21 protein-coding genes are annotated in these 18,570 nt (G+C 68.9%); 11 read left to right on the forward strand and 10 right to left on the reverse strand.

Going from position 1 to position 18,570, the window contains the following annotated elements; translation table 11 throughout:
• Positions 1-23 precede the first annotated feature (23 nt).
• The 3 genes from nthA to IB278_RS20595 are packed head-to-tail and all read left to right on the forward strand — an operon-like array spanning position 24 to position 1,686.
• The gene (gene nthA, locus IB278_RS20585) at positions 24-653 is read left to right on the forward strand and encodes a nitrile hydratase subunit alpha (RefSeq protein ID WP_192325111.1); all 630 of its coding nucleotides are present in this window, start codon (positions 24-26) and stop codon (positions 651-653) included.
• A complete protein-coding gene (gene nthB / locus IB278_RS20590) occupies positions 650-1,315 on the forward strand; it encodes a nitrile hydratase subunit beta (RefSeq protein ID WP_192325113.1) in 666 nt (221 codons plus the stop codon). The genes nthA and nthB overlap by 4 nt, the downstream gene beginning before the upstream one ends.
• Positions 1,312-1,686 carry a nitrile hydratase accessory protein gene (locus IB278_RS20595; RefSeq protein WP_145741863.1) on the forward strand — a complete coding sequence of 125 codons (375 nt, stop codon included), beginning with the start codon at positions 1,312-1,314 and terminating at the stop codon, positions 1,684-1,686. Before nthB ends, IB278_RS20595 begins: the two co-directional genes overlap by 4 nt.
• Here the strand turns inward: IB278_RS20595 and IB278_RS20600 are convergent.
• Positions 1,683-3,116, reverse strand: coding sequence for an FAD-binding oxidoreductase (locus IB278_RS20600; protein ID WP_192325115.1), 1,434 nt, complete (start codon positions 3,114-3,116; stop codon positions 1,683-1,685). The genes IB278_RS20595 and IB278_RS20600 overlap by 4 nt on opposite strands.
• A complete protein-coding gene (locus IB278_RS20605; protein WP_192325117.1) occupies positions 3,113-3,520 on the reverse strand; it encodes a DUF2069 domain-containing protein in 408 nt (135 codons plus the stop codon). Before IB278_RS20605 ends, IB278_RS20600 begins: the two co-directional genes overlap by 4 nt.
• A gap of 64 nt (positions 3,521-3,584) precedes the next feature.
• On the opposite strand from IB278_RS20605, the gene IB278_RS20610 reads away from it, so the two are divergent.
• On the forward strand, positions 3,585-4,796 hold the full coding sequence (locus tag IB278_RS20610) for a YihY family inner membrane protein (RefSeq protein WP_192325119.1): 1,212 nt from the start codon (positions 3,585-3,587) through the stop codon (positions 4,794-4,796).
• Between the two features lie 10 nt (positions 4,797-4,806).
• Here the strand turns inward: IB278_RS20610 and IB278_RS20615 are convergent, their stop codons facing one another.
• The gene (locus tag IB278_RS20615; protein WP_125964428.1) at positions 4,807-5,145 is read right to left on the reverse strand and encodes an Mpo1-like protein; all 339 of its coding nucleotides are present in this window, start codon (positions 5,143-5,145) and stop codon (positions 4,807-4,809) included.
• A gap of 101 nt (positions 5,146-5,246) precedes the next feature.
• On the opposite strand from IB278_RS20615, the gene IB278_RS20620 reads away from it, so the two are divergent.
• Together IB278_RS20620 and IB278_RS20625 are read left to right on the forward strand one after the other, a co-directional pair.
• Positions 5,247-5,630, forward strand: a complete 384-nt coding sequence (locus tag IB278_RS20620) for a thioredoxin family protein (RefSeq protein ID WP_192325121.1) — start codon at positions 5,247-5,249, stop codon at positions 5,628-5,630.
• A gap of 14 nt (positions 5,631-5,644) precedes the next feature.
• Positions 5,645-6,310: an epimerase gene (locus tag IB278_RS20625; protein ID WP_192325123.1), complete on the forward strand. Its 666-nt coding sequence runs from the start codon at positions 5,645-5,647 to the stop codon at positions 6,308-6,310.
• Positions 6,311-6,313: 3 nt separating this feature from the next.
• Here the strand turns inward: IB278_RS20625 and IB278_RS20630 are convergent, their stop codons facing one another.
• Positions 6,314-7,252 carry a LysR family transcriptional regulator gene (locus IB278_RS20630; protein WP_192325125.1) on the reverse strand — a complete coding sequence of 313 codons (939 nt, stop codon included), beginning with the start codon at positions 7,250-7,252 and terminating at the stop codon, positions 6,314-6,316.
• Between the two features lie 111 nt (positions 7,253-7,363).
• Here IB278_RS20630 and IB278_RS20635 point away from each other — a divergent pair, with 111 nt between their 5' ends.
• Positions 7,364-8,785, forward strand: coding sequence for a M20 family metallopeptidase (locus IB278_RS20635; protein ID WP_192325127.1), 1,422 nt, complete (start codon positions 7,364-7,366; stop codon positions 8,783-8,785).
• Between the two features lie 21 nt (positions 8,786-8,806).
• Complete coding sequence (locus IB278_RS20640; protein ID WP_192325129.1) at positions 8,807-9,796, forward strand: Bug family tripartite tricarboxylate transporter substrate binding protein; 990 nt, start codon at positions 8,807-8,809, stop codon at positions 9,794-9,796.
• Positions 9,797-9,806: 10 nt separating this feature from the next.
• Here IB278_RS20640 and IB278_RS20645 read toward each other — a convergent pair whose 3' ends face one another.
• Together IB278_RS20645 and IB278_RS20650 are read right to left on the reverse strand one after the other, a co-directional pair.
• Positions 9,807-10,619, reverse strand: coding sequence for an alpha/beta fold hydrolase (locus IB278_RS20645; protein ID WP_192325131.1), 813 nt, complete (start codon positions 10,617-10,619; stop codon positions 9,807-9,809).
• 1 nt (position 10,620) lies between these two features.
• Positions 10,621-11,931, reverse strand: a complete 1,311-nt coding sequence (locus IB278_RS20650; RefSeq protein WP_192325133.1) for an O-acetylhomoserine aminocarboxypropyltransferase — start codon at positions 11,929-11,931, stop codon at positions 10,621-10,623.
• 143 nt (positions 11,932-12,074) lie between these two features.
• Here IB278_RS20650 and IB278_RS20655 point away from each other — a divergent pair, with 143 nt between their 5' ends.
• A complete protein-coding gene (locus tag IB278_RS20655) occupies positions 12,075-12,515 on the forward strand; it encodes a CBS domain-containing protein (RefSeq protein ID WP_055799807.1) in 441 nt (146 codons plus the stop codon).
• 30 nt (positions 12,516-12,545) lie between these two features.
• Here the strand turns inward: IB278_RS20655 and IB278_RS20660 are convergent, their stop codons facing one another.
• A complete protein-coding gene (locus tag IB278_RS20660; RefSeq protein ID WP_192325135.1) occupies positions 12,546-13,526 on the reverse strand; it encodes a Bug family tripartite tricarboxylate transporter substrate binding protein in 981 nt (326 codons plus the stop codon).
• Between the two features lie 8 nt (positions 13,527-13,534).
• Positions 13,535-14,629, reverse strand: coding sequence for an adenosine deaminase (gene add / locus IB278_RS20665; protein WP_192325137.1), 1,095 nt, complete (start codon positions 14,627-14,629; stop codon positions 13,535-13,537).
• 84 nt (positions 14,630-14,713) lie between these two features.
• On the opposite strand from add, the gene IB278_RS20670 reads away from it, so the two are divergent.
• A complete protein-coding gene (locus tag IB278_RS20670; protein WP_145741888.1) occupies positions 14,714-15,670 on the forward strand; it encodes a LysR family transcriptional regulator in 957 nt (318 codons plus the stop codon).
• Between the two features lie 23 nt (positions 15,671-15,693).
• On the opposite strand, the gene IB278_RS20675 is transcribed toward IB278_RS20670, so the two are convergent.
• Positions 15,694-16,911, reverse strand: coding sequence for a polyhydroxyalkanoate depolymerase (locus tag IB278_RS20675; protein WP_192325139.1), 1,218 nt, complete (start codon positions 16,909-16,911; stop codon positions 15,694-15,696).
• A 98-nt stretch (positions 16,912-17,009) separates the two neighbouring features.
• Between IB278_RS20675 and IB278_RS20680 the strand changes: the two genes are divergently transcribed.
• The gene (locus IB278_RS20680) at positions 17,010-17,666 is read left to right on the forward strand and encodes a glutathione S-transferase (RefSeq protein ID WP_145741892.1); all 657 of its coding nucleotides are present in this window, start codon (positions 17,010-17,012) and stop codon (positions 17,664-17,666) included.
• Between the two features lie 22 nt (positions 17,667-17,688).
• On the opposite strand, the gene IB278_RS20685 is transcribed toward IB278_RS20680, so the two are convergent.
• Entirely contained in the window at positions 17,689-18,510 is an 822-nt protein-coding gene (locus IB278_RS20685; protein ID WP_145741894.1) for a helix-turn-helix domain-containing protein, read from the reverse strand.
• Between the last annotated feature and the right edge of the window lie 60 nt (positions 18,511-18,570).

An 18,570-nucleotide genomic window follows, 5' to 3' on the forward strand; every position in this document is an offset into this window, starting at 1 on the left:
CGGGGCGGCGCTAGCATTGGCCGATGACCGGCCATGACCACGCCCACCAACACAGCGAACTCGACGAGATGGACCTGCGCGTGCGGGCGCTCGAAAGCGTGCTCACCCAGAAGGGCTACATCGATCCGGCCGCGCTCGACGTGCTGATCGATACCTACCAGACCCGCATCGGCCCGCGCAACGGCGCGCGCGTTGTGGCCAGGGCCTGGGTCGATCGAGAGTTCCACGACTGGCTGCTGCAGGATGCCACCGCGGCCATTGCCTCGCTGGGCTACACAGGCCGGCAGGGCGAGCACATGGTGGCGGTGGAAAACACCGCCGAGCAGCACCACATGGTGGTGTGCACGCTGTGCAGCTGCTATCCCTGGCCGGTGCTCGGCCTGCCGCCCACCTGGTACAAGAGCGCGCCGTACCGCTCGCGGGCCGTGAAGGATCCGCGCGGCGTGCTGGCCGATTTCGGCACGGTGCTGCCCGAGTCGACGCGCATCCGCGTCTGGGATTCGACCGCCGAGGTGCGCTACCTCGTCATACCGCAGCGCCCGGAAGGCACCGAAGGCCTGAGCGAAGAAGAGCTTGCCGCGCTGGTCACGCGCGATTCGATGATCGGCACGCGGCGGGTGGAAGCACCCGCAACGCCGGGGAGCGCCGCATGAGCTATCTCACGCATGCCGACCTCGGCGGCCAGCCCGGTTTCGGCGCGGTCACGCCCGAGCCCGAAGGCGAGCTGTTCCATGCCGCGTGGGAGCCGCGCGCGCTGGCGCTCACGCTCGCCATGGGCGCGACCGGCTCCTGGAACATCGATGCGAGCCGCGCCGTGCGCGAGACGCTGCCGGACTACGCAAACCTGAGCTACTACCAGATATGGCTCGGCGCGCTGGAGCAGCTGATGCTGCAGCGCGGCCAGGTCTTTGCGGACGAACTCGCATCGGGCGAAATGCGCCATCCCGCTGCACCGGTCGCCCGCGTGCTGCAGGCCGCCGGCGTTCCGGCCGTGCTGGCCAAGGGCTCGCCCACCCGGCGCCCCGAGGCCGGCCCGGCGCGCTTCGCCGTCGGCCAGCGCGTACGCATGCACCGCGGCAAGGTCGACCACCACACGCGGCTGCCGGGCTACGTGCAGGGCAAGCGCGGCGTGATCGAACATGTGCATGGCGCGCATGTGTTCGCCGATTCGAATGCGCAGGGCCGGGGCGAGCAGCCGCAGTGGCTCTACACCGTGGTCTTCGACGAGGCCGAGCTCTGGGGCGAGGACGCGCCGCGCCAGAACCTCGCGGTGTCGGTCGACGCCTGGGAAAGCTACCTGGAGCCTGCCGCATGAACAGCGGCGGCATGCCACCGCCCGCGCTGGCGCCCGGCATGCCGCGCGATGCCGACGGGCCGGTGTTCAACGCACCCTGGGAAGCCCAGGCCTTCGCAATGACGCTGGCACTGCATGAGCGCGGCCTCTTCACCTGGGCCGAGTGGGCCGAGGCGCTCGCCGCGCAGATCGCCGCCGCGCAGGCCGCGGGCGACCCCGACACCGGCAACACTTATTACCGCCACTGGCTCGCCGCGCTCGAAGGCCTGGTCGCGCGCAAGGGCGTGAGCTCGGGCGACGAACTCGCGCGCTACCGCCACGCCTGGGACCACGCGGCCGACCGCACGCCGCACGGGCAGCCCATCGAGCTGCGCGGCGAAGACTTCGCCTAGACGCGGATCACCCGCCCCGGGTTGAGGATGTTCTTCGGATCGAGCCCGCGCTTGATCGCACGCATCATCTCCAGCGCCACCGGCGACTTGTGCTTCTCGAGCTTGTCGACCTTGAGCGAGCCCACGCCATGCTCGGCCGAGAACGAGCCGCCGAACTTCTCGACCGCGTCGTACACCAGCGTGTTGATGCGCTCTTCCTCGTTCTTCAGGAAAGCCTTGGTGTCGATGTTCTCGGGCGCCTGCACGTTGTAGTGCAGGTTGCCGTCGCCCAGGTGGCCGAAGTTCACCAGCCGCACGCCGGCGATCTCGCGCGCCAGCAGGGCGTCGGTTTCTTCCACGAAGGCCGGAATGCGCGACACCGGAATCGAGATGTCGTGCTTGATGTTCAGGCCTTCCTCGGCCTGCGCGAGCGGAATGCTCTCGCGGATGTGCCAGAGCTGGTGCGCCTGCGCGAGGTTCTCGGCCACCACCGCATCGGTCACGCAGCCGTCTTCGAAAGCCGTTTCGAGCAGTGCCTCGAAGCGCGAACGCGCGTGGTCTTCGGATTCGCTGTCGGAGTTCTCGAGCAGCACGCAGTACGGCACGGCCTCATCGCCGATGAACGGCACGCGCAACTGCGGCATGTGCTTGTCGACCAGGCTCAATGCAAACCGGCCCATCACCTCGAAGCCCGTGAGGCCCGAGCCCAGCTGCCTGTGCGCCAGGCCCAGCAGCGTCACCGCATGGTCGAGCGAAGGCACCGCGGCCCAGGCCGTGAGCTGCGCGGCGGGCAGCGGGTAGAGCTTCATGGTGGCCGCGGTGATGATGCCCAGCGTGCCTTCGCTGCCGATCATCAGGTCGCGCAGGTCGTAGCCGGTGTTGTCCTTGCGCAGCCCGCTGGTGCCTTCCCAGATCTCGCCCTGCGGCGTGACCACCTCGAGGCCCAGGCACAGCTCGCGCGTGTTGCCATAGCGCACCACCTGCGTGCCGCCGGCATTGGTCGCCAGGTTGCCGCCGATGGTGCAGCTGCCCTCGGCCGCAAGGCTCAGCGGGAACAGGAAGCCCTGCTTCTCGGCCGCTTCCTGCAGCGTCTGCAGGATGCAGCCGGCCTCCACCGTCATCGTGAGGTTGGCGGCGTCGATGGTGCGGATGGCGTTCAGCCGCTGCAGGCTCAGCACCACCTGCGTGCCGCTGTCGTCGGGAATGGAGCCCACGGCGAGGCCGGTGTTGCCGCCCTGCGGCACGATGGCCGTGCCGGCCGCGGCGCAGGCCTTGACCACCTCGGCCACCTGCTGCGCATTGGCCGGCCGCACCACGGCCAGCGACTTGCCGCGCGCGCGCTTGCGCCAGTCCTGTTCGTAGGCGCTAAGGTCGCCCTCGTTCAGCACGTGCTGCGCACCGACGATGGCACGCAGCTGATCGATCAGGGGAACGGAAGAGGAAGTCGTCATGGGTTGGAAGTCTCCAGTTGGCGGGCCGCCTTGGCGTTGCGCAGGCGCAGCCTGACGTGCAATGCGCAGGCGGTGAAGAGCGCGAGGCACAGCAGCACCTCGATGAGCGCGAGCACCTGGCCCACGCCGTTGGTGTCGCTCCAGGCGCGCACCACGCCCTCGGTGAAATAGAGCCAGATCATCAGGCTGACCCAGCGGTAGGTGTACATGCGGTTCTTGTAGAGCCCCGCGAGCGGAATGACCAGCGGCAGCACCTTGAGCGCCAGCAGCGAGCCGCCGGGCCGCAGCGGCGCGAGCCACAGCTCCCAGGCCAGGCCCAGCACGATCAGACCGGCGAGGCTGCCCACGGCGAGCCAGCGGGTGGCGCTGACGGAAGAAGAGGTTTGCGGCGTGATGGTTGTCATGGGCGGAACACCGCGGAACCTGCGGCACGAAGTGCGCAAAGACGGGGGGAGGGATCGGGTTCTTATGATACCGGCCATGAATCGTCGTCAGCTCTGGAGGGATCTTTCGCGCTTTCCGTGGGGCAACACCGCGGCGGTGCTGGGCGAGCGTTTCCGCGAAGACCGGCTGGGCCTCACGGCCAGCAGCCTCACCTTCACCACCACCATTGCGATGGTGCCGTTCTTCACGGTGGCGCTCGCGCTTTTCACCGTGTTCCCGATGTTCGCCAAGCTGCAGGGGCGGCTGCAGCGCTGGCTTATCGAGAGCCTGATTCCCGACAACATCGCGCGCCAGGTGCTGGGCTACCTGAACCAGTTCTCGAGCAAGGCCGGCGGGCTCGGCATCGCGGGCCTGGTGGTGCTGCTGATCACCGCCATTGCGCTGATCCTCACCATCGACAAGACGCTCAACAATATCTGGCGCGTGCGATCGCCCCGGCCCTTTGCGCAGCGCGTGCTGATCTACTGGGCCGCCATCACGCTCGGGCCGCTGATCCTGGCGGTGAGCCTCTCGACCACCTCGTACGTGTTCGCGGCATCGCGCGACGTGGTGGGCGGAAGCATCCTCAAGCTGTTCTTCGATACCTTCGAATTCGTGCTGCTCGCGGCCGGCATGGCCTCGCTCTACCACTACGTGCCGAACACCAACGTGCGCTGGTCGCATGCCTGGGCCGGCGGCATCTTCGTGGCGGCCGCCATCGAGATTGCCAAGCGCGTGCTGGGCTACTACCTGAGCCTGGTGCCGACCTATTCGGTGCTCTACGGCGCCTTTGCCACCGTGCCGATCCTGCTGGTGTGGATCTACGTGGCCTGGGTCATCGTGCTGCTGGGCGCGGTCATCGCGGCCTACCTGCCGAGCCTGTTGACCGGCGTTGCGCGCCGCGGCGGGCGGGCCGGATGGCCGCTGCAGCTGGCCATGGAGGTGCTGCAGCACCTGGCGCGGGCGGGCGCCACGCCGGCCAAGGGCATGGGCGCCACCGAACTCGTCACGCGCATGCGGGTCGATGCGCTGCAGGTGGTGCCGGTGCTCGAAACGCTGGTGGCGCTGGACTGGATCGCGCCGCTCGCCGAGGAAACCGCCCATGAAGACCCGCGCTACGTGCTGCTGGCCGATCCGTCCACGCCGATCGAGCCGCTGCTCAGGGAGTTGCTGATGCCGCGCGCCGAACCGCTCGAAGACCTCTGGCGCAAAGGCCCGCTGCACTCGCTGCGCCTGGGCGACGTGCTCCTGATTTGATAGTGGCCCCTCAGATCTTGACCTTGCCCAGCCAGATGTCGCGGTACATCGCCCAGTCGCCCATGAAGCTGTAGAGCGGGCGCTTGAATGAGGCCGGCTTGTTCTTCTCGAAGCCGAAATGCCCGACCCAGGCAAAGCCGTAGCCCGCAACCAGCCCGGCCAGCAGCCAGAGCGGGTTGAGCGTGACGACCAGCGCCACCAGGCACAGCAGCGAGATCGTCGAGCCCGCGAAGTGCAGGCGCCGGCAGGTGCGGTTGGCGTGCTCGCTCAGGTAGAAGGGGTAGAACTCCGCGAAACTCTTGAAACGTCGCGGATCGACAGCAGATTCCGGGGCAGTCGTGGTGTTCATCGTGCGGGTCTCCTGAACGCCGGAGGCGCTTTGTCCATAATAGCCACGACCTCCCGGCCGCACCACTGCGGCTTCGTATTCACACCTTCGCCGCATCAGCCTTGAGCGCTCTTCCCGCCGCCCCCGTTTCCGCCGAGCCCGCCAGCGATGCGCCGTGGGTCGTGTGCCTGTGCGCCGAATGGTGCGGCACCTGCCGCGACTACCGGCCGCTGCTCGAGCAGGTGGCGCGGGCGCATCCGCAGTTCCGCTTTGCCTGGGTTGACATCGAGGACCACGCCGAGATTGCCGATGCCTTCGACGTCGAGACCTTTCCGACGCTGCTGATCGCCGGTGCCGACGGCACCCGCTTCCTGGGCCCGCTGCTGCCGCATGCGGAGACGCTCTCGCGCATGCTCGGCGCGCTGCAGGCGCCGCAGCCTTCCAGCCTCGACGTCGACCTGCTGCTGGCGGTGCTCGAGAAGCGTCCCGCCGACTTCGCGGTCTGACCGCGCCGCATCCCATGAACATCCTGATCTTTGGCGCCACCGGCATGGTGGGGCAGGGCGTGCTGCGCGAATGCCTGCTTGCGCCCGACGTGGCGCGCGTGCTCGCGGTCGGCCGCAGGGCCACCGGGCAGCAGCACCCGAAGCTGCAGGACCTGGTCATTCCGGACATGTTCGACTACAGCGGCTTCGAGCCGCAGCTGCAGGGCTTCGATGCCTGCTTCTTCTGCCTCGGCGTGTCGTCGGTCGGCATGAAGGAGGCCGACTACAAGCGCATCACCTACGACCTCACGATGGCTGCCGCCACCGTGCTCGCGCGGCTCAACCCGGGCATGACCTTCACCTACGTGACGGGTGCGGGCACCGACAGCAGCGAGCGCGGCAGCAGCATGTGGGCGCGCGTGAAGGGCGCGACCGAAAACGCCTTGCTCAAGCTGCCGTTCAAGGCCGCCTACATGTTCCGCCCCGGCATGATCCAGCCGCTGCATGGCGTGCGTTCGAAGACGCCGCTCTACCAGGCCGCGATCATGGTGCTCAAGCCTGTGCTCGGGCTGGCCTACCGGCTCTGGCCCGACAAGGTGACGACCACCGAGAAGGTGGGCCGCGCCATGCTGGCCGTGGCGCGGCACGGCGCGCCGAAGGTGCTGCTCGATCCGGCCGACATCAACGCGCTGGGCCGCTGAGGCTCAGACGCTCGAACGCGCACGCCCCAGCTTGCGCCGGCCTGCGCTGGCAATGGCATGCACCAGGTGCCGCACGAATTCCTGCGCCAGCGGCGTGAGCGTGCGGCCTTCGAGCGCCAGCACCTGAAGCTGCCGCTGCTGCAGCGGCGCCTCGGCGAACGGGCGCGCCACCACCGTGCCCGCATCGATCAGGTGCGTGACCGTGAGGTGCCCCGACAGCATCACGTCCGGTGTGCGCAGCAGCGGCAGCAGCACCGACGAGAAATTGCTGACGAAGATCGCGCGGTACTGCAGGCCCTGCAGGCTGCACGCCTGGTCGAACAGCTGCCGCGCGGTCACGCCCTTGTCGCCCACGGCCAGCGGGTAGCGCACCGCGTCCGCCACCGACACCACGCGCTGCCGCGCCAGCGGATGGTCGGGGCGCAGCACCGCGAACACCGGCGCATTGGCCGAGTGCTCGATCTTCAGGCCGGGCTCCGGCGCCACCACGTACTTGAGTGCGATGTCCGCCTCGCCGCGCGCGAGCAGCGCGCTCACGCCATCGGGCGAGCCCACATGGAGTTCGAGCTGCGTGCCCGGATGCGCCGACTCGAAGCTGCGCATGAGCTGCGGCATGAAGTGCGCGGCAAAGCCTTCGGTGCAAGCCATGCGGATGCAGTGCGCGCTGCGGCCGCCGAGGTCGCGCACCTGCTCGATGACCTGCTCGATGTCGAGCTGCGCATTGCGCAGGTGCGCCGCGAGCCGCTCGCCGGCCGCGGTGAGCGCCATGCCCCTGGCGTGGCGCTCGAACAAGGGCGTGCCCAGGCTGTCCTCGAGCTTGGCGATCTGCCGGCTGACCGCCGACGAGGCCACGAACAGCCGCGCCGCGGCCTGGCTGACCGAGCCGCTGCGCGCCACCTCCAGGAAATGGCGCATCGGAATGCTGAGGAGCGGTGGTGTCATGGCGATTGAAGCGTTGCCTTGAAGGCAATGGTAGCTTGCGAAATCGGTGCTGGAAGCATCGCCCTTCAGGCCTTGTACTTGCTGCATCCCACGCCAACAGGAAATCCCTCCATGCAACGTACCGACAGCCTTGCCGCTGCCGCCGCCTATTTCGACGATGGCGGCTTCTTTGCCGACCTGCAGCGGCGCATCGCCTTTCGCACCGAGAGCGACACCGGCGCCGCCACGCCCGCGCTCGGTGCCTACCTGCGCGACGAGCTGGTGCCGCCGCTGGCCGCGCTGGGCTTCGCGTGCGAAATCGTCGAGAACCCCGTGGCCGGCGGCGGGCCCTTCCTGATCGCGCGCCGCATCGAAGACCCTGCCCTGCCCACCGTGCTGAGCTACGGCCACGGCGATGTGGTGAGCGGGCAGGACGCACAGTGGGACGAAGGCCTCGGCCCCTGGGTGCTCACCGTGCGCGGCGACCGCTGGTACGGGCGCGGCACGGCCGACAACAAGGGCCAGCACAGCATCGCGCTCGGCGGGCTGGCCGCCGCGCTGCGCGCGCGGGGCGGGTGCCTGGGCTACAACATCACCTGGCTCATCGAGACCGGCGAAGAGGCCGCGTCGCCGGGCCTGCACGCAGTGTGCGAGCAGCAGCGCGACCGTCTGCGCGCCGACCTGTTCATCGCCAGCGACGGGCCGCGCGTGAGTGCCGAGCGGCCCACGCTGTTCCTGGGCTCGCGCGGCGCCGTCAACTTCAGCCTGCGGCTGCGCGCCCGGGCGCGGGGCTACCATTCGGGCAACTGGGGCGGCGTGCTCGTCAATCCGGGCGCGGTGATCAGCCACGCGGTGGCCTCGCTGGTGGATGCGCGAGGGCGCATCCTGGTCGAGGCCTTGCGGCCGCCTGGAATTCCGCAGGGCGTGCGCAAGGCGCTGGCCGACATCGCCATCGGCGGCGGCGCCGACGACCCCGCGCTCGACGAAGGCTGGGGCGAGCCCGGCCTGAGCCCGGCCGAGCGGCTGGTGGCGTGGAACACCATCGAGGTGCTCGCGCTCGGCGCCGGTTCGCCGCAGCGGCCCGTCAATGCGATTCCGTCCGAGGCGGTGGCGCATTGCCAGCTGCGCTTCGTGGTCGGAACGCCGTGGCGCGAACTGGCGAGCATCGTGCGCGCCCACCTCGATGCGCATGGCTTCGGCCAGGTGGAAGTGCAGGTCACGCTGGAAGGCGCGGCAACGCGGCTCGACGTGGAGAACCCCTGGGTCGACTGGGCCCGGCACTCCATCGAAGAGAGCAGCGGCCAGCGCGTCGACCTGCTGCCCAACCTCGCGGGCTCGCTGCCCAACGACGTCTTTGCCGATCTGCTCGGGCTGCCCACGCTGTGGGTGCCGCATTCGTACCCGGCCTGCGCGCAGCACGCGCCCAACGAGCACCTGCTGGCGCCACTGGCGCGCGAAGGCCTGCAGATCATGGCCGGCCTCTACTGGGATCTGGGCGAGCCGGGGCTCGCACCGTGGGCCGCCGGTAAAACACCGCACGCCGCGGCGGCCTGATTTCTCTTCCTGGACGAACCCATGAAAACTGCTCTCTTCCATCGCCTTGGCGGCCTGCTGGTCTGCGCTTCGGCGCTCATCGCCTTCCACGCGCCCGCGTTCGCGCAGGCCAACTGGCCCGACAGGCCCGTGAAGCTGGTCGTGCCCTTTCCGCCGGGCGGCGGCACCGACATCGTCGCGCGTGCGATGGGGCAGGGCCTGTCGGAGCGGCTCGGCCAGCCCGTGGTCATCGACAACAAGCCAGGCGCCGCCACCATCATCGGTACCGACGCGGTCGCCAAGGCTGCGCCCGACGGCTACACGCTGCTGCTCTCGGGTTCCACCAGCTACAGCGTGAACCCCGCGCTGCGCGCCAGACTGCCCTACGACCCGGTGCGCGACCTGGCGCCCATTGCCATCGTTGCGCGCACGCCGCTGGTGCTGGTGGTGGGTGCCGGCACGCCATGGCGCTCGCTGCCCGAGCTCATCGCCGCCGCCAAGGCCAAGCCGAAGAGCATCCGCTACGCCACCTTCGGTTCCGGCTCGGGCCCGCACCTCGCGGGCGAGCTGCTCGCGCTGGCCGCGGGCATCCAGCTGCAGGACATTCCGTACAAGGGCAGCAGCCAGGGGTCGATGGCGGTGATCGGCGGCGAGATCGAGGTCGGCATCGACACCGTGGCGGCCGTCGCGCCGCATGTGCGCTCGGGCAAGCTGCGCGCCTTAGGCATCGTGGGCGCGGCGCGCTCGAGCATGCTGCCCGAGGTGCGCACGCTGGCCGAGCAGGGGCTGCCTGACGCCACGTTCGACGCCTGGTATGGCTTTGCCGCGCCGGCGCGCACGCCGGCCCCGGTGCTCGACAAGCTGGCGCGCGTGGTCGCGGCCACGATGGGCAGCGCGGCCCTGCAGGCGCAGCTGCGCGCGCAGGGCATGGAGCCCGTCGCCATCGGCGCAGCGCCGTTTCGAACCCAGATGGAAGGCGAGATTTCCCGCTACCGCGCGCTGGCGCACCGCGCAGGCATCGCGGCGGAATAAAAGCGGCTCTTCAGGCGGGCGCGCCGAGGAAGTCGCGCAGCGCGAACAGCACTTCGTCGGGCGCCTCGCTCATCAGTGCGTGGCCGGCGTGCACCGTCACCACCTTGGCGTTGCGGGCCTTGCCCACCAACGCCCTGGTCGCGCGCGGCGGCGTCATCTGGTCGGCATCGCCGAGCAGGAACAGCACGGGGCATTGCACGGCTTCGATCGCTTTCTCGCCGTTCGCGTAGTCGTTGCAGGCCTTGAAGCCGATGTGGAACACGTTGGCGTCGCGGTTGCTCGCGAACACGCGCCGCATCAGCGCACGCGAGCTGCCGTAGAGCCAGGTGCCGGGGCCGAGCGAGGAGGGCGGGGGCGCGAGCAGCGAGTGCGAGAAGGTGTTGACCATCGCGATGGCGCGCTGCGGGTCGTTGAGCGCGCCGTCGAGCAGCGCGGGCGACACGGCCATCGGGTAGGCAGTGCCCACCAGCGCCAGATGGGTCACCCGTTCGGGTGCACGCGAAGCGGTCTCGAGCGCGATCAGCGAGCCGAAGCTGTGGCCCACGAGCGCGGCCTTCTGCACGCCGGCCGCATCGAGCAGCGCGATCACGAACTGCGCCGCCTCTTCCACGCTGGCCGGCGGCGGGCCTTCGCTCCTGCAGTGGCCGGGCAGGTCGACCGCGAGCACGTTCCAGCCGTGGTTGGCGAACCAGCGGCTCTGCAGGATCCACACGCTGTGGTCGTTGAGCACGCCATGGATGAAGACGACCGTGGGCTTTACCGCATCGAAGGGCTTGCCGCCGGTGTAGCAATATGTGGTGTGGCCGTTGACGGTGTAGTTCATGTCAGGCACCCGCCTTTTCCGCGGCCTTCAGGGCGCGCTTCAGGTCGTCGATCAGGTCGGCGGGGTCTTCCAGGCCGATGGACAGGCGGATCGTGCCCTGCGAGATGCCCGCGCCCGCCAGCGCCTCGTCGGTCATGCGAAAGTGCGTGGTGCTCGCGGGATGGATCACCAGGCTGCGGCAGTCGCCCACATTGGCCAGGTGGCTGAAGAGCTTGAGCGCCTCGATGAAGGCCTTGCCCTGCGCGCGGCTGCCCTTGATGTCGAAGCTGAACACCGCGCCTGCGCCGCGCGCGCCATGGCGCAGCAGCTTCTGCGCGAGCACGTGGCTCGGGTGCGATTCGATCAGCGGATGCCCCACGCGCGACACGAACGGATGGCTCGCGAGGAACTCGACCACCTTCTGCGTGTTGTCGATGTGCCGCTCCATGCGCAGCGGCAGCGTCTCGATTCCTTGCAGGATCAGCCACGCCGTGTGCGGGCTCATCGAGGCGCCGAAGTCGCGCAGGCCTTCGCGGCGGGCGCGCAGCAGGAATGCACCGACGGTGCTTTCCTCGCTGAAGACCATGTTGTGAAAGCCGTCATAGGCCTGGGTGAGCTCGGCGAACTTGCCCGACTTCTCCCAGTCGAAGCTGCCGCCGTCGACCACCACCCCGCCAATCACCGTGCCATGGCCCGAGAGGAATTTGGTGGCCGAGTGGTAGACCAGGTCGGCACCCCAGTCGAAGGGCTTGATGAGATAGGGCGAGGTGAGCGTGGAATCGACCAGCAGCGGCACGCCGGCTTCGTGCGCGATGTCGCTCACCGCGGGAATGTCGAGCACGTCCAGGCCGGGGTTGCCCACGGTTTCGCCGAACAAGAGCTTGGTTTCGGGCCGGATCGCGGCGCGCCAGCCGTCCAGGTCGCCGGGCTTCACGAAGGTGGTCTCGATGCCGAAGCGCCGCATCGTGTAGTGCAGCAGGTTCTGCGAGCCGCCGTAGAGCGCGGTGCTCGCCACAATGTGGGAGCCGGCGCCCATGAGCGTGGCCACCGAAAGGTGCAGCGCAGCCTGCCCGCTGGCGGTGGCAATGGCGCCGATGCCGCCTTCGAGCGCCGAGACGCGCTGCTCGAGCACCGCGTTGGTCGGGTTGCTGATGCGCGAATAGACATGGCCCGCGCGCTCCAGGTTGAAGAGCGCCGCCGCATGGTCGCTCGACTCGAAGACGAAGGAGGTGGTGAGGTGGATCGGCACCGCCCGCGCGCCGGTGGCGGGGTCGGGCGCGGCGCCGGCATGCAGCGCCAGGGTGTCGAAGCCGGGGTCGGAATAGCCGGGCATGGGAGCCTTTCTGGGTTCGTTCGCAATGCCCCGTTACGTCTGCTAATCATGCGCGCGCAACATGGGCGTGGGAGTCGGCGCCGATTGTGGGCTATATTCAAATCGGCACCGCCGCCGAGAACGATTTCCGAGAGGAGCACACGATGAAAGTCAGCGACATCCTTCGCGTCAAGGGCAACACGCTCTTCACCATCACGCCCGACGACCTGCTGGCCGAAGCCGTCAACACCATGGCGGAAAAGGACATCGGCTCCCTGGTGGTCATGGAACACGGCGACCTGGTCGGCATGCTCACCTTCAGGGAAGTGATCCTGGCCATCGTCGACAACGGCGGCCAGGTGGGCGGCACGCTGGTGCGCAAGGCCATGGACGACGCGCCCGTGACCTGCACGCTCGAAACCGACCTCGACGAAATCCGCCGCATCATGCTGGAGCGCCACGCGCGCTACATGCCCGTGATGGACAAACGCATGCTGATGGGCGTGATCAGTTTCTACGACGTGGCCAAGGCGGTGGTGGACAGCCAGAACTTCGAGAACAAGATGCTCAAGGCTTATATCCGCGACTGGCCCGAAGAGCAGTAACCAGCCACGCGCCGGCTCTGGCCGGCTGGCTTATTCCTTGATGTTGGCCGACTGCACGATCTTCTGATTGCGGGCGTATTCGGCCTGGACGAACTGGCCGAACTGCTCCGGCGTGCCGCTGCCGGGCAGGGCGCCCTGCTCATTGAGCTTGGCACGCACCTGCTCCTCGGCCAGCACGGCGTTCAATTCCTGGTTGAGGCGCGCCACGATGGCGGGCGGAGTCCGGGCGGGGGCGAAGATGCCGGTCCAGCTCACCATGTCGTAGCCCTTGAGCCCGGGCATCTCGTTGAAGGTGGGCACCTCGGGCAGCGCGGCGAGGCGCTGGCTGCCGGTGATGCCGAGCGCCTTCAGGCGGCCGCCGTTCACGTGCGGAATGGCGCTGGTGCTGACCAGCATCGCCAGGTCGACCTGGTTGCCGATCACGTCGGTGGCAATCTGGGCGCCGCCGCGGTAGGGCACATGGGTCACGAAGATGCCGCTCTTCTGCTTGAGCAGCTCCATCGCCAGCTGCAACACCGTGCCCACGCCCGAGGTGGCGTAGTTGTAGGCGCCGGGCTTGGCCTTGGCGAGCTTCACGAAGTCGGCATAGGTCCGGGCCTCGAGGCCGGGCCGCGCCACCAGCACCATCGGCGCGGTGTTGAGCATGCCAACCGGCGCCAGCTCCTTGAGCGGATCGAACTTGAACGCCGAGGGGTTGACCAGCCGCCCGATGGCGATCGCGCTGTCGGGCCCGACCACCAGCGTGTAGCCGTCGGGTGCTGCGTTGACGGCCTTGGCCACGCCGATGGCGCCCCCGGCACCGCTCACGTTCTCGATCACCACCGACTGCTTCAGCCGCTCGCCCAGCCGCGTGGCGACGAGGCGCGCGTTGACGTCCACGCTGCCGCCCGCGGTGTAGGGAACGATCAGCGTGACGGGCCTGGCGGCGGGCCATGCGCCCTGTGCGAGCGCCGCGGCGGGCAGCACCGAGCAGAGGGTGGCGGCAAGAAGAAGGCGGCGAGGGTTGTTCATGGCGTGGTTCATTGCGGGTGGGCGGGATGCTGCGGCGCTTGCGCAAGGCCGGCGCGCAGCGTGTCGAACTCGCGGCTCCATTGCGTGCGCCAGGCGCGGCGCTGGGTGTCGTCGATCCATGCGCCGTCGAGCCCGTTGTGCATGAAGCCGCGCAGCTCGTCCAGCCCGAAGCCGAAGTCGCGCGCCATCATCAGCCAGGCCTCGGTGGGCGTGACCTTGTGCAGCGTCGGGTCGTCGGTGTTGGGATGGATGCGCAGGCCCAGGCCGGGCATGCGGCGGATGGGATGGTCGAGCGCCCAGCGTTCCGGCGGCAGCGTGCGCAGGTAGTAGGAGTTGGTGGGCACCACGGTGAAGATGACGCCGCGCTCGGCGCACTGGCGCGCGAAGTCGGGCTGGTCGACCACCGTGTAGCCGTGGTCGATGCGGTCCACCTGCAGCACCTCGAGCGCGGTGCGCACGTTGGTCCACGGCATGCCGAACTCGCCCGCATGCGCGGTGGCCTTGAGTCCGGCGCGCCGCGCGTCGGCGTAGGCCTGGGCGAAGAGTTCGGGCGGCCGGTCGACTTCGCGGTAGTCGATGCCGATGCCGATCACCTCGTCGCAGCGGTGCGCCCTGACCCACGCCACCATTTCCACGGCGGCCTCGGGGCTGGCCTCGCGGTCGATGGCGGCGATGAGCCGGCCGGTGATGCCGAACTCCTGCTGCGCGTCATGGATCGCGCGCACGATCGCGCCCTGCGCCATCGGGTAGGCAATGCCGGAGCCGTGCACCGTGCCGGTCGGGTTCCAGAAGAATTCGGCGTAGCGCACGTTGTGGGCCGCCGCGTCCTCGAGGTATTCGCGCGTCAGCTGGTAGAGGTCGCCGGGGCTGCGCACCAGCTGCGCGTCGAGCGCGCGCAGCACGCGCAGCACGCCGACCGGCTTTTCTCCGCGCGTGTAGAAGCCTTCGATCTCCTCGGCCGCGAGCGGCGAGCCGGCGCGGTGGTTGAGCTGCTTGAAAGTCTCATGGCGCACCGTGCCGAACAGGTGGCAGTGCAGCTCCACCTTGGGAATCGCATGCAGCATGGATTCCAGCGTGAGCGGCGGCGAGGCGGGGCTGGTCATGCCGGCCAGTCTAGGGAAGGTCAGCTCATAAACAAAATTTTGAATTTCTATAATTTGATTCATTGAATCGATAACAGGAACGCCATGGCCTCCTTGCCGCTCCGGGCGCTCACCCTGCGCCAGCTCCAGTTCTTCTCGGTGCTGGTGGAAGAAGGGCATTTCGGCCGCGCGGCGCGCCGGCTGGCCATCACCCAGCCGGCGCTGAGCAACGCGATCAAGCAGATGGAGAAACTGCTCGGCGCCGAACTGCTGACCCGTTCCACCCACCGCCTCGAACTCACCCCGGTGGGCGCGGAGGTGCTGGCGCGCACCGATTTCCTGGTCAACACCTTCGAGGTAGCGCTGCGAGACATCGAAAGCACGGTGCAGCGCGGGCGGGCCTTCGTGCGCGTGGGCGTGATCCCCTCGGCCAGCGCGCGCGTGACGGCCGCGGCCAGCGAGTTTCTGCAAGCCGGGCAGCGCGAGGTCGAGATCGCCTGGCGCGATGCGCCTTCGACCACCTTGCTGGCCGAACTGCGCAGCGGGCAGCTCGACATGGCGGTGGCCGCCATCACCGAGCCGCCGGGCGGGCTGGCCTGCGTCGACCTGTTCCGCGACCCGCTGGTGCTGGTGGTGCGCCGCGACCATGCGCTGGCCACGGCCGCGGACGCGAGCTGGGAGGCCATCGGCCGCGAGCGGCTGGTGCTGTTCGAGAGCGGCAGCATGCCGGCGCTCGGCAACCCGGCGCGCGCGCAGTTCGAGCAAGGCCCCGAGCCCTACCGCGTGAGCTATTCCGAAACGCTCTATGCGCTTGTGCGCAGCGGCCAGGCGCTGGGCTTGATGCCGCGGCTCTACACCTCGTCGCTGCGCGACCCCGAACTGGTGGTGCTGCCGCTCTCGAAGCCGCGCGTCGAGCGCCGCGTGGTGCTGGCCTACCTGCCGGGGCCGATCCGCAACGTGGCGGCGCAGGAACTGATCGCGTTCCTGCGCGAGCGGCTGCCGCAGGCAGGCGAAGCGACAGTGCGGCGCGTGGCGACGAAAGGGAAGCGCAGCCGGCGCTGAAGGCGGGCATTCGCCCCGAAGGCTCAGTGCAGCTCGGCCGCGGCGTGGATGGTCTCGCGCACGCGCGGATAGATCTGCGCGTTCCACTTGCTGCCGCTGAAAACGCCATAGTGGCCCACACCGGCCTGCAGGTGATGCACCTTGAGGTACGGTCGGATGCCGGTGCAGAGGTCTTGCGCCGCCACCGTCTGGCCGACCGAGCAGATGTCGTCGCGCTCGCCTTCCACCGTGAGCAGCGCGGTGCGGCGGATGGCCGCCGGGTTCACCGTGCGCTCGCCCACGGTGAGTACGCCGCGCGGCAGGTCGTAGGTCTGGAACACGCGTTCCACGGTCTCCAGGTAGAACTCGGCCGGCAGGTCGTTCACCGCCAGGTACTCGTCGTAGAAGCTGCCGATGGTGCGCGCCTTCTCGACCTCGCCCTCGACCAGGTGGCGGAGCATGTCCTGGAACTGCTTCCTGTGGCGCTCGGGGTTCATGCTCATGAAGGCCGAGAGCTGCAGGAATCCCGGGTACACGCGCCGCATCATGCCGGCATGCGGCCAGGGCACGTGGCTGATGAGGTTGCGGCGGAACCACTCGATCGGCTTGCTGGTGGCAAGCGCATTCACGCCGGTCGGGTTGACCCGGCAATCGACCGGGCCGGCCATCAGCGTGAGGCTGCGTGGCGTGGCGGGGTTGTCGTCCTCGGCCATCAGCGCGGTGGCGGCCAGCGCGGCCACGCAGGGCTGGCAGACCGCGACCATGTGCACGCCCGGGCCCACGGCCTCAAGAAAGCGCATGAGCTGCAGCGTGTAGTCGTCCAGGCCAAAGCCGCCGTGCCACAGCGGCACGTCGCGCGCGTTGTGCCAGTCGGTCAGGTACACGTCGTGGTCGCGCAGCAGGGTGCGCACGGTTTCGCGCAGCAGCGTCGCGAAATGGCCCGACAGTGGTGCGACCAGCAGCACGGGCGGGTGCACGGCCTGCGTGTCCTTGCGGAAATGCAGCAGCGTGCCGAAGGGCGAGACCAGCGTTTTCTCTTCGTGCACCGCGGTTTCCGCGCCATCGACCGGCACGCTGGCAATGCCGTAGTCGGGGCGCGAATGGGTCAGCCGCATGCGCGAAAACACTTCGAACTGCGCGGCCATGCGCCGCAACATGGTGCGTTCGGTGCCGTCCTTCCAGAGGGCCCGGGCAAGGTACTGGGCTGCGAGCCGGGAGGGCGAAAGCAGATCGGCTTGGTTCTGGTAGGCCCGGTACAACATGAAAGTAGTACAGGCAAGTTGCGGGCCAAGCGGTGGCACAGGCCTTGCACGCCCCATGGAGCCAACCGGCAGCAGGCAGCCCGTCAAGGAGATCCACGATGGCCAAACCCGTTCTCACGATCAGCAGCAAGAACTACGGCGCCTGGGCGCTGCGGGGCTGGCTGATGTGCAGGCTGGCAGGGCTCGACTTCAGCGAGAAGATCATTCCGCCCGACGACCCGGCCATGAAGGCCGAGATGCTGCTGCTCTCTTCGTCGATGCTGGTGCCCTCGCTGCAGCACGGCAGCGTCAAGGTGTGGGACACGCTGGCCATCGGCGAATACCTGAACGAGATCAAGCCCAAGAGCGGGCTGCTGCCGGCCGACATCCAGGCCCGCGCGCATTGTCGCGCCATCTGCGGCGAGATGCACTCGGGCTTCGCTTCGATGCGCGGCGCACTGCCGATGAACATCAAGGCCCGGTTCCGCGGCTTCAAGATCTGGTCGCGCGCGCAGGCCGACATCGACCGCATCGTCGCCATCTGGCGCGAGTGCCTGAAGACCTACGGCGGTCCTTTCCTGTTCGGCAAGCAGCCGGGCATGGCCGATGCGATGTATGCGCCGGTGGTCACGCGCTTCCTGAGCTACGACGTGCCGCTCGACAGCGTCTGCGCCGCCTACTGCAAGCGCGTGATGGACCTGCCCGCCATGCAGGAGTGGGTGGCCGCCGCGAAGGAGGAGCCCGAGGAAATCGACGAGCTCGACGCCGAGTTCTAGGCCGATTTTCTGCGCCGGTTCTTCAGGCCGGGGGTGGCCCGAAGCCCACCTGCCGCAGCTTGCGCTCGATGCCCTGCGCCGCCTGTTGCAGGTCGGCCAGGTGCGCCGAGACGATCTCGCGCTCGGTCTTCACGGCCGGCAGCCACGCGCAGCTCAGGCAGCCCACCACGCGTTCGTCCAGGCGCACCGGCACCGAGAGCGCGCCGAAGCGGTCGGGCGAATCCATGCTGGTCGACGTCGGGTCGCGCACCACGTAGCCCTGGTCTCTGGCATGGGCCACCATGCGCCGGATGTTCTCGGGGCGGCGCGCGGCGCGGTCGGTGTCGTTCGGCGAACGGGCCAGCGCCGCGAGAATCTCGCGCCGCTCGTCCTCGGGACAGAACGACAGATAGCAGCGGCCGAGCGACGACAGCAGCATGGGCGGCCTGAAGCCCAGTACGCGGTAGTTCACAGCCAGGCCGTTGCGCGGCCGGTCGGTGTCCAGGATGAGCATGGCCGCGCCGTCGCGCACGCCCAGGTCGGTGGGCCACGGCACCAGGCGCTGCAGCGTGGCGCGGGGCTGCGCTGCGAGCGCTGACAGGCGAGCGCGCCATTGCACCGCGGGCCCTGATTCGCCGCTGGCCGGGGCCGGCACGTAGCGCTTGTCGAGCTCGCTGCGCTCGGCCCATCCGGCCTGTTGCAGTGTCTTCAGGATGCGCAGCAGCGTGGCCTTCGAGAGGCCGGTCTGGCGATGCAGCTCCGACAGCGTGGCGGCCGACGAGCGCTGGATGGCCAGCATCACGTCGAGCCCGCGGCGCAGCGCATCGATCGATTTCACGCCTCGGACTCCGGCGGTGTCTGCCATGCAGGGCTCCAGAAAAAAGTTCACCTGGTGAAACTATATCTTCTGGCTTCGGCAGCGCGT

This window comes from Variovorax sp. VRV01 (assembly GCF_014852545.1).
Classification (GTDB): Bacteria; Pseudomonadota; Gammaproteobacteria; order Burkholderiales; family Burkholderiaceae_C; genus Variovorax; species Variovorax beijingensis_A.

Coding starts and splice junctions, on each gene's coding strand:
- IB278_RS20650 (WP_192325133.1), bottom strand. CDS start 11,931: ATGCCCGGCTATTCCGACCCCGGCTTCGACACCCTGGCGCTGCATGCC.
- IB278_RS20645 (WP_192325131.1), bottom strand. CDS start 10,619: ATGAACTACACCGTCAACGGCCACACCACATATTGCTACACCGGCGGC.
- IB278_RS20625 (WP_192325123.1), top strand. CDS start 5,645: ATGAACATCCTGATCTTTGGCGCCACCGGCATGGTGGGGCAGGGCGTG.
- IB278_RS20640 (WP_192325129.1), top strand. CDS start 8,807: ATGAAAACTGCTCTCTTCCATCGCCTTGGCGGCCTGCTGGTCTGCGCT.
- IB278_RS20605 (WP_192325117.1), bottom strand. CDS start 3,520: ATGACAACCATCACGCCGCAAACCTCTTCTTCCGTCAGCGCCACCCGC.
- IB278_RS20635 (WP_192325127.1), top strand. CDS start 7,364: ATGCAACGTACCGACAGCCTTGCCGCTGCCGCCGCCTATTTCGACGAT.
- nthA (WP_192325111.1), top strand. CDS start 24: ATGACCGGCCATGACCACGCCCACCAACACAGCGAACTCGACGAGATG.
- IB278_RS20675 (WP_192325139.1), bottom strand. CDS start 16,911: ATGTTGTACCGGGCCTACCAGAACCAAGCCGATCTGCTTTCGCCCTCC.
- IB278_RS20600 (WP_192325115.1), bottom strand. CDS start 3,116: ATGACGACTTCCTCTTCCGTTCCCCTGATCGATCAGCTGCGTGCCATC.
- nthB (WP_192325113.1), top strand. CDS start 650: ATGAGCTATCTCACGCATGCCGACCTCGGCGGCCAGCCCGGTTTCGGC.
- IB278_RS20670 (WP_145741888.1), top strand. CDS start 14,714: ATGGCCTCCTTGCCGCTCCGGGCGCTCACCCTGCGCCAGCTCCAGTTC.
- IB278_RS20655 (WP_055799807.1), top strand. CDS start 12,075: ATGAAAGTCAGCGACATCCTTCGCGTCAAGGGCAACACGCTCTTCACC.
- IB278_RS20680 (WP_145741892.1), top strand. CDS start 17,010: ATGGCCAAACCCGTTCTCACGATCAGCAGCAAGAACTACGGCGCCTGG.
- IB278_RS20660 (WP_192325135.1), bottom strand. CDS start 13,526: ATGAACAACCCTCGCCGCCTTCTTCTTGCCGCCACCCTCTGCTCGGTG.
- IB278_RS20630 (WP_192325125.1), bottom strand. CDS start 7,252: ATGACACCACCGCTCCTCAGCATTCCGATGCGCCATTTCCTGGAGGTG.
- IB278_RS20595 (WP_145741863.1), top strand. CDS start 1,312: ATGAACAGCGGCGGCATGCCACCGCCCGCGCTGGCGCCCGGCATGCCG.
- IB278_RS20685 (WP_145741894.1), bottom strand. CDS start 18,510: ATGGCAGACACCGCCGGAGTCCGAGGCGTGAAATCGATCGATGCGCTG.
- IB278_RS20610 (WP_192325119.1), top strand. CDS start 3,585: ATGATACCGGCCATGAATCGTCGTCAGCTCTGGAGGGATCTTTCGCGC.
- add (WP_192325137.1), bottom strand. CDS start 14,629: ATGACCAGCCCCGCCTCGCCGCCGCTCACGCTGGAATCCATGCTGCAT.
- IB278_RS20615 (WP_125964428.1), bottom strand. CDS start 5,145: ATGAACACCACGACTGCCCCGGAATCTGCTGTCGATCCGCGACGTTTC.